This is a genomic window from Phyllobacterium sp. 01N428 (assembly GCF_056399405.1).
In genome coordinates this window covers 261,138-272,686 of sequence record NZ_JBFTRH010000004.1, presented here as the reverse complement: position 1 = coordinate 272,686, position 11,549 = coordinate 261,138, and the positions used below count along the sequence as shown (strand labels likewise).

The following is an 11,549-nucleotide window of genomic DNA, read 5'->3' as shown; positions in this document are numbered from 1 at the left end:
GATCAGTCCTGTTTGCCGAAGGCCGCCTGCCCTGCCGCCAGGATTTCATCGGCAAATGCCGGATCATCGACGGCGCGCGAAAGAACCAGCGTGCCGACGAGACCCGCCATGGTGGCAAGCGCCTTCTCGCGTTTCGCCTCTGCGGATACGCCCGGTATGATCTTAGCCAGAATATCAAGCAGGGCACGCGTTCCATGCGTAAAGCGCGCGCGCACGCGTCCGCTCTGCCGCGCGATGTCGGGAGCAAGCGCCGCCATGGTGCAACCCGTTGCCCGGTGGTCGCGATGCTCCTTGAGGAGATAGGCATCGGTGAGGGCGGCGAACGCCTCCTCGGGCGACCGATCCGCGAGTTTGCCCCACTTTTCCGCCGATTGGTCCATGGAAGCCGCACAGGCTTCGGCGATCAAATCGTCCTTTGAGGCGAAGTGGCCATAGAAGCCGCCATGGGTGAGGCCAGCACTTTTCATAAGATCCGCGACGCCGATGCCATCAAAGCCCTTGTCGCGAAATTCGCGGCTCGCAACTTCGATGATGCGGTCCCGATTCTTGGCAGCCTGTTCCTTGCTCACACGCATGACACCATCCTCACGAAAATTCCTTGTTGACATTTTATATGATGAACGTCATTTATAGTCAATCATTATGATCATCATTTAAATGCGGCTGCGATACGCCCGCACAGGAGCAGTTCATGCGCTACAAGCTTTTCGGCAACCATACGGGCCTGCGGGTTTCGGAATTTGCGCTTGGTACCGGCAATTTCGGTACCGGCTGGGGTTACGGCTCCACCGCCGACGTCGCCAAACAGATATTCGACGCCTATGCTGAAGCGGGCGGCAATTTCATCGATACAGCAGACAGCTATCAGTTCGGGCAGTCTGAGACCATCCTCTCCGATCTCATCGCGGCAGAGCGCGACAACTTCGTTCTCGCCACCAAATATTCACACGGCGCTTCTGCTAATGTCGGGCCCTCTGTTGTCGGCAATAGCCGCAAATCCATGATCCAGGCGGTGGAAGCAAGCCTGAAGCGGCTGAAGACGGAGCGTATCGACCTGCTTTGGGCCCACATGTCCGATGAGATGACGCCCATTGACGAGATCGTGCGGAGCTTCGAAGACCTCGTTCGCGCCGGAAAGATTGTCTATGCAGGCTTCTCCAATTTCCCCGCCTGGCGGATCGCCAGCGGCGCGACAATCGCCGCGCTGCGCGGCTGGACGCCGATTGTCGGCCTCCAGACCGAATACAGTCTTGTCGAGCGGACTGCCGATCGTGAACTGCTGCCTATGGCGCGCGGTTTCGGGCTTGGCGTCGTCGGCTGGTCGCCGCTCGGCGGCGGACTTCTGACAGGCAAATACCGCATGGGTGAAGAAGGCCGCGCAACTGGTCTGGGTGTCGTCATTCAGCACGAAGACAGCACACAGCGCACGCTGATCATCAATGAAGTCATTGCAATCTCTGCAGAAATCGGCGTAACGCCGAGCCAGGTCGGCATTGCATGGGTCGCCGCCAAGGGCGTCCTGCCGATCATCGGCCCAAAGACGCTCGACCAGTTCCGCGACAATATCGGCGCTACAGCACTGGTTCTCACCAGTGAACAGGTAGAAAGGCTTGACCGCGTCAGCGCAATTGCACTGGGCGCGCCGCATGAACTGATCGGCAGCGAGCGTACACGCCAGCGGCTGACGGGCGGCAAGCTCGAAGTTCTCGACCTTTCTTCGGCTCCCCTCATCTGATAGACGCCACACCACATTTGCGAAAGCGCCGACCATGCTCTCCACACCTCTCGCCGCCCTGCTGGCCCGCCGCAATATTCATTATGGCTGGGTCGTTGTTGCCGTCACCTTCATCACGATGCTGGTCACCGCCGCGGCGGTGGGCGCACCCGGCGTGCTCATCGTTCCACTTGAAAAGGAGTTCGGCTGGGAAACGGAACAGATCGCAACCGCGTTTTCCATCCGCCTCCTGCTGTTCGGCCTCATGGGGCCGTTCGCCGCCGCTTTCATGAACTATTTCGGCGTCAGGCGTGTCGTCTGCGTTGCGTTGATCCTCATCACGGCCGGACTTTTTGCTTCGCTGGCGATGACGCGGATCTGGGAGCTGGTGCTTCTGTGGGGCGTAGTCGTGGGCTTCGGCACCGGCTTGACCGCCATGGTGCTCGGCGCAACCGTGGCGACGCGCTGGTTTACGGAGCGGCGCGGCCTCGTACTGGGCATGCTGACCGCAAGTTCCGCGACCGGTCAGTTGATCTTCATGCCGCTGATGGCTTCGCTAAGCGAAAATTACGGCTGGCGCACGGCAATCGTTCTCATCTGTGCCATGCTGCTCGTCGCTGTTGTGGGTGTCTTTTTCCTGATGCGCGATCGCCCGTCGGATGTCGGCTTGCCGGCCTATGGCGACAAGCTCGTCGCGACCACCGTGCCGGTGACCGGCGGCCTGCTCTCGCTCATTACCATGCCGCTGCTGGCCCTGAAGGAGGCATCGCGCAGTTCGACCTTCTGGGTGCTGTTCGCCACCTTCTTCGTTTGCGGCGCAAGCACCAATGGCCTCATCGGCACGCATTTCGTGGCGCTGTGCGGCGATTACGGTCTTGCCGCCGTCGGGGCGGCAAGCGTGCTCGCCATGATGGGCTTTTTCGATTTCTTCGGTACGATTGGATCGGGCTGGCTTTCCGATCGGGTCGACAATCGCTGGTTGCTCTTCTGGTACTACGGCCTCCGCGGCCTCTCGCTGCTCTATCTGCCCTATTCGGATTTCTCCTTTTACGGCCTCTCCCTCTTTGCCATGTTCTACGGGCTCGACTGGATCGCCACCGTGCCGCCGACGGTGAAGCTTGCGACCGAGCGCTTCGGCCGGGAAAAGGCAGGCCTGATGTTCGGCTGGATCTTTGCCGGACACCAGCTCGGCGCGGCATCAGCGGCCTATGGCGGTGGTTTTGCCCGCACTGAATATGCTACCTATGTCCCCGCATTCCTTGTCGCGGGCATCCTGTGCCTCATTGCAGCGCTGCTGGTGCTGACATTGAGCAAGCAGAGCAAGGACGATGCCGTCCCGGAACCCGCACCGGCGGGTTGAGGCCGGGCGACACGAAACGAGCTGTGGGTTTCCGTCGAAAACGCTGCATTGAGGACATCGACCGATGCTAAGAGAGTCCGCGCGCCGGTTCGTCGCGCGGAATCACTCGAAGCAACTGGAGCATGGATGAAGGTCGACATCGACATGGGAGCGGCGCCCGCCGGCGCAAAAGCCATGCTCGATCTCGAAGAGCTTCTGGCCACGCGTCTTCTCGTGCAGGGCAATTCCGGTTCCGGCAAATCGCATCTCCTGCGCCGCCTGCTCGAACAGAGCGCACAATGGGTCCAGCAATGCGTGATCGATCCGGAAGGCGATTTCGTCACTCTTGCCGAGAAATACGGCCATGTCATTGTTGACGGCGCACGCACGGAAAGCGAGCTGACGCGCATTGCAGCGCGTATTCGCCAGCACCGCGTTTCAGTGGTCCTCGATCTCGAAGGCCTCGATGTCGAGCAGCAGATGCGCTGCGCGGCGGCCTTTCTCGGCGGCCTCTTCGATGCGGAGCGCGACTACTGGTATCCGATGCTCGTCGTCGTCGACGAAGCCCAGCTTTTCGCTCCGGCTGTCGCCGGCGAAGTATCGGACGAGGCCCGCAAGCTGTCGCTCGGCGCGATGACCAACCTCATGTGCCGGGGGCGTAAACGCGGCCTTGCCGGCGTTATCGCCACCCAGCGTCTCGCCAAGCTCGCCAAGAATGTTGCTGCCGAGGCCTCCAATTTCCTCATGGGGCGGACGTTCCTCGATATCGACATGGCCCGCGCTTCGGATTTGCTCGGCATGGAACGACGCCAGGCCGAACAGTTCCGCGACCTCGCCCGCGGTCATTTCGTGGCGCTTGGACCCGCCCTCTCGCGAAGGCCCTTGGCGGTTACAATCGGCACGGTCGAGACTTCGGCGCGGTCATCGAGCCCCAAGCTCACGCCGCTGCCGCAGCCCGGTGAGGATGCCCGAGACCTGATCTTCACGCCGGCCCCGGAAGAGCGCAGGACGCCAATCCGGCGTGCGCCCACTCCGCCGCCGACAACGCCGACTGCGGACATTCTGAGCCAGCTCAACCAGGCGGCAAAGGCGGCTGCCCAGCCGGACAACCCTGCCCCGATGCTCTTCCCCGAAATCGACGAGGCGGAGCGCAACGCGTCGATCAGCGCCGTCATGCAGGAAATGCTGGCAGATCCGGACGCGTCATTCCGCACCGATGCCGTCCTTTACCAGGATTTCCTCGTCCGCTGTCGCATTCGCCGCGTGCCTGGCGATGCATTGTCCCTGCCAGAGTTTCGGCGCCGCCTCGCAGTCGCCCGCGCCGGCATCGATGGTGAAACGGCGCAAAGCGAGCCATGGCAGCAGGCGCTCGAACTTTCCAAGACATTGCCGGACGACGTTCAAGGCGTGTTCTTCATTGTCGCGCAGGCGGCGGTTAAAGGCAGCAGTTGCCCGTCCGACGCCACGCTGGCGCGAGCCTATGGTACGCATTCGACCCGACGTGCCCGCCGGCTGCTCACCTATTTCGAGGAACAGGGCCTGATCGTGGTCCGCACCGATTTTACCGGCAATCGCATCGTTGCCTTTCCCGATCTTGGCTGCGAGACCGGCCCCGGCGATCCAAACGGCCCTGAGGAAGCGCCCGAACAGGAGGCCGCAGAGTAGTCAGGTCAGATCGCCCAAGAGCGGCAAGAGTTCGCCCAGATGGTTGATCTGCCGGAAGCGTGGCTCCTCAACGGGCGCATCGACGTGCTCGAGCACCCAGGTGAGTTCGTGCGGCACGAAGACGCCCCAGCTGCCCGCCTCGAGCGCCGGAATCACATCGGATTTCAGCGAATTGCCGATCATCATGGCCCGCTCCGCGCCATCGCCATGACGCCGGAAGATGGTCTCGTAGGTCGCCTTGTCCTTGTTGCTTACGATCTCGACCGCATCGAAAAAGTCGCCAAGCCCCGATTGCGCCAGCTTGCGCTCCTGATCGAACAGGTCGCCCTTGGTGATCAGCACAAGCCGGTAGGCATCCGACAACGCCTCCAGCGTTTGCGTAACGTGCGGCAGCGTCTCGACGGGGTGGCGCAGCATTTCGCGGCCGGCCGCAAGAATATCGGCAATGATCGATGCGGGCACCCGCCCCTCGGTAACCTCCACGGCGGTCTCGACGAGAGACAGGGTGAACCCTTTTATCCCGAAGCCGTAAAGGTCGAGATTGCGCTTTTCGACGGCAAGAAGCCGCCCGGAAAGGTCAGGAACGGCGGCATAGGGCGCGAGGAGATCGGCAAAATGCCGTTCTGAACTGCGGAAAAACTGTTCGTTCTGCCACAGCGTGTCATCGGCATCGAAACCGATCGTGGTAAGAGCGCCAGGCGCAAGCATATCGCGTTCCACTTGCATGATTATTTTCCTTCATTCAAACATTGTCTGCAGCGCCCGCGCATGGAATCGGGCGTTCGACCTTTTAGCAGATTTGGGGCCACGCTTGGCATCTTCCGCCGAAGCATAAACGGGGAATGGCATCAGAGTGAATTGGCTCGCAAAGCCCGTCATGCTCCTGGCATTGATGCTCCTGCCTTCGCTGGGCGCGTCGGCGGCCGAGTCCCCGGCTGCCACGCCGCAGGTGCCACCGCCGCCTCCGACCATCGGGCAGATATGTGCAGCCATTGCGACCCATGCCGATGGTTTCGGTGTGCCACGCGATTTCTTCGCCCGGCTGATCTGGAAGGAAAGCCGGTTTGATGTGCAGGCGGAGAGCCCGGTCGGCGCGCAGGGCATTGCCCAGTTCATGCCGCGTACAGCCAAAGAAAGGCGGCTCGACGACCCCTTCGACTTTCATAAGGCGTTGCCGGCTTCCGCGAGCTTTCTCAGAGACTTGCGCAAGGCATTCGGCAATTGGGGATTGGCCGCTGCGGCCTATAATGCCGGCCCCACGCGCGTTGCCAACTGGCTGGCCAGCGGCGGATTCCTTCCCCTCGAAACCGAGGAATACGTCCTCGACATAACCGGGCAATCGCCCGATGATTTTGCTGCGGGAGCCGACATCAACAAGCGTCCGCTCAACGCCAAACTCAGCTTCGATGCCGCGTGCCGCCAGTTGCCGATCGTTCGGTTCGAAACCGTTGCCATGTCGCAGATCAAGCCCAAGCCCTGGGGGATCCAGATCGCCGGCAATTTCCGCCGCGCTGCCGCGGCGCGCCAGCTCGACCGCCTGCGCAAGAGCTTCCCCGCCATCCTTGATACGCATGAGCCGGTCATCAGCCGCAACCGCACTCCGATGGGAAGGCGCGGCATCTATGCGGTGCGGATAGGCGCCGACAGCCGTCCGGAAGCCGACAAGATCTGCGCCCAGTTGCACAGCGCTGGCGGCGCTTGCATCGTGCTGCGCAACCGCTGAGCGGGCGCGATACACCCCTTGGAACGTCTCGTTTCTTTCGCGTCAAAGGTGTCATCGGGCGAACTTCAGGCGATTTTTTACTTCGCCAAGTATGCAGCCCGCAATGTCCTTCGATATAGTCGACTAAAAGGTAGTAAAACTTTTGCTTGCCAAAAAACACTTATTCTAGCAGTCTCAAAGCGTTCGGGCATCTGCGAACACTGGAAGACTGGAAGAACGGCGCGCCGGAACCGCAAGAATACCGGGTCGGGAGCAATCCCGGCAATGATCGGCTCCTTTCCTGAATTCGAGAACTGCCTGCATGACACCGTTGGACGTAACGCACCGAAAACGGCTCTACCAATCCCGCTAACCCGAGGGGGGACGCGGTAAGTAAGGAAAAGGAACGAAGCATGGCACAGACCGGTACGGTCAAATTCTTCAACAGTGAAAAAGGCTTTGGCTTTATCAAGCCCGACGACGGCGCAGCGGACATTTTCGTCCACATTTCCGCCGTACAGGCTTCGGGCCTCACAGGTCTCGCGGACAATCAGAAGGTTTCCTTCGATACCGAACCGGATCGTCGTGGCAAAGGCCCCAAGGCCGTCAACATCACGATCACCGAATAATACCGGCAGCTTGCGCTGCCAAAGATCCCCGATCGGCTGTCGGGGATTTCAGACGGCATCATTTTTGGCGCGCCATTCGGCCAGTCGCCACGTTAAGCGTTTTGTGCTTCGATGCCTTGGATTTGCTAAAATTCTATGTGCTTTCTCGGGCTGCCGTCAGAAATGACCGGCAGGCGAGCGCACTGGCATTTGTTCAGCCTGCATTCATTCTGAAAGGCTTAAAACGGAACTACAACTGAGGCTCCAGCATTGTCTCAGTCAGGACTACGCCAGAGCGCAGGGCGCTCTGCAGCATGCTTCAAGGAGGCACACATGAATATCGGCACCAAGATTGCCATTCTCACCACCGCCGCGCTTGCAACCGTCGTTGCACCGCTGACCTCTGCCTCCGCCGACAACTGGCGCTGGCGCCATGGCGGTTACTATCATCACGACAACAGCGACGCCTGGGTCGCAGGTGCCGCAGGTCTTGCTGCTGGCGCCCTGATCGGTGGAGCTCTTGCCGCGCCGCGCCAGCCCGACGTGATCTATCGCGACTACGATGACGGCTATTATCGCCGCCCTGTAACGGTCTACCGCGAAGCGCCGCGTTATTACGGCGCCGGCGCACGGCCATGGTCGCGTGAATGGTACCGTTACTGCTCGAACCGTTACCGGTCATTCAACCCGGAAACAGGTACCTTCCGCGGATATGACGGCCGCGACTATTTCTGCAACGCCAACTGACTTGCAGCCATAAACATTCGAAAACCGCCGGCCAGTCCGGCGGTTTTGCTATGCGCCGGTCAGGAAAGGGTTGGTCCGGCGCTCCTCGCCAAAGCGCCCGCCCGGGCCATGGCCGCAGATGAAGCCAATATCGTCGCCAAGTGGCAGCAGCTTCGTCTTGATCGAGTAGATCAACGTCGCGTGGTCCCCGCCCGGCAGATCGGTCCGCCCCACCGAACCATTGAAAAGCACGTCACCCACATGCGCGAACTTGGCGGCGCGGTTGTAGTAGACGACATGTCCCGGCGCATGGCCCGGGCAATGCAGCACCTCGAAAACATGAGTGCCGAACGACACGTTGTCCCCGTCTTTCAGCCACCGATCCGGCGTGCAGTTGCGCACATTATCGGTGATGCCGTATTGCACCGCCTTCGCCTCGATACTGTCGAGCAGGAAGCGATCCGCCTCGTGCGGTCCGATGATATCGACGCCGAGCGCTTCCTTCATATCCATTGCGCCGGCCGCGTGATCGATATGGCCGTGCGTAATCCAGATCGCTTCGATGGTGATGCCGTTCGCCTGGATTGCGCCCAGCACCTGTTCATTGTCGCCGCCCGGATCAATGAGCACGCCATGCTTGTCGTCGCTGTCGAAAAGGATCGTGCAATTCTGCTGGAAGGCCGTAACGGGGATGATTCCTGCCTGCAACTGTCCCATTAATATGCCTTCCTGTTCCTGTCTAACATATCACCAGCGGGCCTATCGTCGCGGAAAAGCCCTCTCATTTCAGATGGCGGGCCGCTTATTGAGCGCAACCATCCTCTATTCGCTCAACTTTATAAGCCTCAATCCGGAAATGAAAAGGGCGGCCGGTGGCCGCCCAAAACCCGTTATGTCCCGAAACCAGATCAGGTCTTCGCCATCGAATTCTTGATCGCGCCGATGATCGCCGTCAGGATAATGCCGCCGATACCGCCGCCGGCGACCTGGCCGATGATCGCGCCGAGATCGAGCCCCGACGATGCTGCTGCGTTCGCGACCGCCTCGGCACCGCCGGCGCCGAGAAATTGCGTCAGATATCCGCCGATGAGACCCCCGATACCGCCAGCAACCGTGTTGCCGGTTGTGCCGAGGCTCAGGTTCTTGAGAAGTCCGCCGACAATATTGCCGCCGACGCCACCTGAGATAAGCTGGATAATGATAGGAAGAAGCGCTTCCATGATTGACACCCCGTCAACGTTTCATGCCAGACTCATGCCTGACATGGTCATGATGACTATGTTTTAAGCAAAGTCAAACAACTTGGCGTCGTTTTAACAGGGTATCAAACACTAATTTCATTAGACTTTCGTCTACTCTGCGGCCGCTTTCTTTGGCATTACTTCCGCAGCGTAATCATTCATCAGGTTGATTGCGATTTCACCAACGCTGAAACGATACGGTCCGATCTCGGAGACTGGCGTCACTTCGGCGGCGGTTCCGGTCAGGAAGCACTGTTCGAAACCTTCCAGTTCCTCAGGCATGATCGCCCTTTCGACAACCTCGTAGCCGCGCCGTTTGGCCAGATCGATGACGGTGCGCCGCGTGATGCCGTCGAGGAAGCAATCGGGCGTCGGTGTATGGATGACGCCGTCCTTGACGAAGAAGACATTCGCGCCCGTAGCCTCGGCGACTTGTCCGCGCCAGTCGAGCATCAGGGCATCGGCGTAGCCCTTCGCTTCGGCTGCATGCTTGGAGATGGTGCAGATCATGTAGAGGCCGGCGGCCTTCGACTTCGATGGAGCCGTTTTCGGATCCGGCCGGCGATACTCGGCAAGATCAAGACGAATGCCCTTCAGCTTTTGCGCCGGATCGAAATAGCTCGGCCACTGCCAGATGGCGATGGCGACATTGATCTTGTTGGCCTGGGCGGAAACACCCATGGTCTCACTGCCGCGCCAGGCGACGGGACGTATATAGGCATCCCTGAACCCCTGCTTTGCCAGAAGCTTGCGGCAGGCATCGTTCAATTCTTCCACAGTAAAGGGTATCTTGAAGCCGAGGATGCGAGCTGATTCGTGCAGGCGCTCGGTATGTTCATTGAGCTTAAAGATCTCGCCGCCATAGGCGCGTTCACCTTCAAAAACCGAGCTTGCATAGTGCAGGCCATGGGTCAGCACGTGAATTTTTGCATCCGCCCAGCGAACGAATTCGCCGTTCATCCAGATGTAACCTTCAAGCTGATCAAATGGGACGGATGCCATGTTTGTCCTCCAGGCGTTGGATTCCTGTTATTTTTTCAAGTTCGAGTTGCTACCAACTGGTCCAGAATACCGATTGGTGTACCATTGCCGGCAGGCACAAACAGGCGTGTCGAAGAGGAAAATGTCTCGGAAACACTCATCGGCTTTTCGTTTCGTTCAAAACGCGGCCAACAGCTTGCCAAAAATTATCAACAGTCTAAAATTATGTCAACAACGCTGACATAATTTTCCAACTGGAGCGGGAAACCTGCATGAAATCTTATACACCCGATCGGCATATCGAGACAGCCCTGACGAAAAGCGACGCGCGCGAACTTGACATCATCGAGCTGTTCTTCTTTGCCTATCGCGACTTCACAGCCGATCCCGACATGATCCTCGAGAAACTTTCCTTCGGGCGCGCACACCACCGCGTTCTCTATTTCATCAACCGCAAGCCGGGAATGACCGTGGCCGAACTTCTGGACGTTCTGCAGATCACCAAGCAAAGCCTCGCCCGCGTCTTGAAGCAATTGATCGATACCGACCATGTGGTTCAGATACCGGGCCCGCACGACCGGCGCCAGCGCGAATTATACCCCACGCCCAAAGGGCGCGATCTCGCGCTCGAACTTGCGGCACCGCAATCACGCCGCATTGCCGGTGCATTGGACCAAATCGGTCACTCCGACCGCGCCGTGATCGAACATTTCCTCAAGGCAATGGTCAATCCTTCACAATGGCAACAGATCGACAGTCTACCCAAGGCAGGATAGAAATTTAGTGCACGAAGAATTGGAATTGAAAGAACAAGGGACGCAAGACCCGGCAATCAGAGGGACACACCTGGTGAGTGAAGAACATCCGCTATCGGACGATGCGCCGCATCTGCTCATCGTCGACGACGACACCCGAATTCGCAATCTACTGTCGCAATATCTTACCGGCAGCGGCTTTCGTGTTACGGTGGCCGCCAATGCCGACGACGCCCGCCGCAAACTTGCCGGCATTGATTTCGACCTCCTGATTCTGGATGTTATGATGCCGGGCGAAACCGGCGTTGCCCTGACGCAGTCGCTGCGCAAGGAAAAGACCGTGCCGATCCTGATGCTGACGGCGCTGTCGGAAACCGACAGCCGCATTGCCGGGCTCGAAGCCGGCGCCGACGACTATCTGCCGAAGCCGTTCGATCCGCGCGAACTGATTCTCAGGATAAACAATATACTGCGCCGCGGCGCCCCGGCAGCCCAGGCCAAGATCGAACAGATCGTATTCGGCCCCTATACGTTCATCATCGCCAAGCGCGAACTGAAACGGTCCGGCGAAATCATTCGCCTCACCGATCGCGAACAGGATATCATGGCGATCTTCGCCGCGCGCGCCGGCGAGACCGTGCCCCGGCACGAACTGACGGGCCAGGAGGGCGATGTCGGCGAGCGTACGATCGACGTCCAGATCAACCGCCTGCGCCGCAAGATCGAAAACGATCCAGCCAATCCGGTTTGGTTGCAGACCGTGCGCGGCGTCGGCTATAAACTCAGCGTGGAGTAGGATCCCGACCCTCGTGATCCGC

General features: G+C 59.6%; 13 protein-coding genes. 8 read left to right on the top strand and 5 right to left on the bottom strand.

The genetic code is table 11. The features are described 5' to 3' along the window. Positions 1–2: 2 nt before the first annotated feature. Positions 3–575: a TetR/AcrR family transcriptional regulator gene (locus AC1DNI_RS13170; RefSeq protein ID WP_477692147.1), complete on the bottom strand. Its 573-nt coding sequence runs from the start codon at positions 573–575 to the stop codon at positions 3–5. Between the two features lie 116 nt (positions 576–691). Here AC1DNI_RS13170 and AC1DNI_RS13165 point away from each other — a divergent pair, with 116 nt between their 5' ends. The 3 genes from AC1DNI_RS13165 (at position 692) to AC1DNI_RS13155 (ending at position 4,718) form a co-directional block, all read left to right on the top strand. Next, positions 692–1,735, top strand: a complete 1,044-nt coding sequence (locus AC1DNI_RS13165) for an aldo/keto reductase (protein WP_477692146.1) — start codon at positions 692–694, stop codon at positions 1,733–1,735. 34 nt (positions 1,736–1,769) lie between these two features. Next, entirely contained in the window at positions 1,770–3,074 is a 1,305-nt protein-coding gene (locus AC1DNI_RS13160) for an MFS transporter (RefSeq protein ID WP_477692145.1), read from the top strand. Positions 3,075–3,200: 126 nt separating this feature from the next. Next, positions 3,201–4,718: a helicase HerA domain-containing protein gene (locus AC1DNI_RS13155; protein WP_477692144.1), complete on the top strand. Its 1,518-nt coding sequence runs from the start codon at positions 3,201–3,203 to the stop codon at positions 4,716–4,718. Here AC1DNI_RS13155 and AC1DNI_RS13150 read toward each other — a convergent pair whose 3' ends face one another. Further along, the gene (locus AC1DNI_RS13150; protein ID WP_477692143.1) at positions 4,719–5,444 is read right to left on the bottom strand and encodes an HAD family hydrolase; all 726 of its coding nucleotides are present in this window, start codon (positions 5,442–5,444) and stop codon (positions 4,719–4,721) included. A 151-nt stretch (positions 5,445–5,595) separates the two neighbouring features. Here AC1DNI_RS13150 and AC1DNI_RS13145 point away from each other — a divergent pair, with 151 nt between their 5' ends. The 3 genes from AC1DNI_RS13145 to AC1DNI_RS13135 all read left to right on the top strand — a co-directional run bounded on the left by AC1DNI_RS13145 (position 5,596) and on the right by AC1DNI_RS13135 (position 7,775). Continuing rightward, positions 5,596–6,441: a transglycosylase SLT domain-containing protein gene (locus AC1DNI_RS13145; RefSeq protein ID WP_477692205.1), complete on the top strand. Its 846-nt coding sequence runs from the start codon at positions 5,596–5,598 to the stop codon at positions 6,439–6,441. Positions 6,442–6,833: 392 nt separating this feature from the next. Further along, the gene (locus AC1DNI_RS13140) at positions 6,834–7,049 is read left to right on the top strand and encodes a cold-shock protein (RefSeq protein ID WP_027233407.1); all 216 of its coding nucleotides are present in this window, start codon (positions 6,834–6,836) and stop codon (positions 7,047–7,049) included. 312 nt (positions 7,050–7,361) lie between these two features. Next, positions 7,362–7,775, top strand: a complete 414-nt coding sequence (locus tag AC1DNI_RS13135) for a BA14K family protein (protein WP_027233408.1) — start codon at positions 7,362–7,364, stop codon at positions 7,773–7,775. A 48-nt stretch (positions 7,776–7,823) separates the two neighbouring features. Here AC1DNI_RS13135 and AC1DNI_RS13130 read toward each other — a convergent pair whose 3' ends face one another. The 3 genes from AC1DNI_RS13130 to AC1DNI_RS13120 all read right to left on the bottom strand — a co-directional run bounded on the left by AC1DNI_RS13130 (position 7,824) and on the right by AC1DNI_RS13120 (position 9,997). Beyond that, a complete protein-coding gene (locus tag AC1DNI_RS13130; RefSeq protein WP_477692142.1) occupies positions 7,824–8,471 on the bottom strand; it encodes an MBL fold metallo-hydrolase in 648 nt (215 codons plus the stop codon). Positions 8,472–8,662: 191 nt separating this feature from the next. Next, on the bottom strand, positions 8,663–8,974 hold the full coding sequence (locus tag AC1DNI_RS13125; RefSeq protein WP_027233410.1) for a hypothetical protein: 312 nt from the start codon (positions 8,972–8,974) through the stop codon (positions 8,663–8,665). A 132-nt stretch (positions 8,975–9,106) separates the two neighbouring features. Then, positions 9,107–9,997, bottom strand: a complete 891-nt coding sequence (locus tag AC1DNI_RS13120) for a branched-chain amino acid aminotransferase (RefSeq protein WP_477692141.1) — start codon at positions 9,995–9,997, stop codon at positions 9,107–9,109. A 251-nt stretch (positions 9,998–10,248) separates the two neighbouring features. On the opposite strand from AC1DNI_RS13120, the gene AC1DNI_RS13115 reads away from it, so the two are divergent. Then, on the top strand, positions 10,249–10,752 hold the full coding sequence (locus AC1DNI_RS13115; protein WP_091923819.1) for a MarR family winged helix-turn-helix transcriptional regulator: 504 nt from the start codon (positions 10,249–10,251) through the stop codon (positions 10,750–10,752). Positions 10,753–10,825: 73 nt separating this feature from the next. Continuing rightward, positions 10,826–11,527 (top strand): response regulator, encoded by a 702-nt coding sequence (locus AC1DNI_RS13110; RefSeq protein ID WP_370462166.1) that lies wholly within the window; start codon positions 10,826–10,828, stop codon positions 11,525–11,527. Positions 11,528–11,549 lie beyond the last annotated feature (22 nt).

Bases quoted from the DNA above. Each gene is read 5' to 3' on its own strand.
- AC1DNI_RS13170 (WP_477692147.1), bottom strand. From the start codon at position 575: ATGCGTGTGAGCAAGGAACAGGCTGCCAAGAATCGGGACCGCATCATC.
- AC1DNI_RS13165 (WP_477692146.1), top strand. From the start codon at position 692: ATGCGCTACAAGCTTTTCGGCAACCATACGGGCCTGCGGGTTTCGGAA.
- AC1DNI_RS13160 (WP_477692145.1), top strand. From the start codon at position 1,770: ATGCTCTCCACACCTCTCGCCGCCCTGCTGGCCCGCCGCAATATTCAT.
- AC1DNI_RS13155 (WP_477692144.1), top strand. From the start codon at position 3,201: ATGAAGGTCGACATCGACATGGGAGCGGCGCCCGCCGGCGCAAAAGCC.
- AC1DNI_RS13150 (WP_477692143.1), bottom strand. From the start codon at position 5,444: ATGCAAGTGGAACGCGATATGCTTGCGCCTGGCGCTCTTACCACGATC.
- AC1DNI_RS13145 (WP_477692205.1), top strand. From the start codon at position 5,596: ATGCTCCTGGCATTGATGCTCCTGCCTTCGCTGGGCGCGTCGGCGGCC.
- AC1DNI_RS13140 (WP_027233407.1), top strand. From the start codon at position 6,834: ATGGCACAGACCGGTACGGTCAAATTCTTCAACAGTGAAAAAGGCTTT.
- AC1DNI_RS13135 (WP_027233408.1), top strand. From the start codon at position 7,362: ATGAATATCGGCACCAAGATTGCCATTCTCACCACCGCCGCGCTTGCA.
- AC1DNI_RS13130 (WP_477692142.1), bottom strand. From the start codon at position 8,471: ATGGGACAGTTGCAGGCAGGAATCATCCCCGTTACGGCCTTCCAGCAG.
- AC1DNI_RS13125 (WP_027233410.1), bottom strand. From the start codon at position 8,974: ATGGAAGCGCTTCTTCCTATCATTATCCAGCTTATCTCAGGTGGCGTC.
- AC1DNI_RS13120 (WP_477692141.1), bottom strand. From the start codon at position 9,997: ATGGCATCCGTCCCATTTGATCAGCTTGAAGGTTACATCTGGATGAAC.
- AC1DNI_RS13115 (WP_091923819.1), top strand. From the start codon at position 10,249: ATGAAATCTTATACACCCGATCGGCATATCGAGACAGCCCTGACGAAA.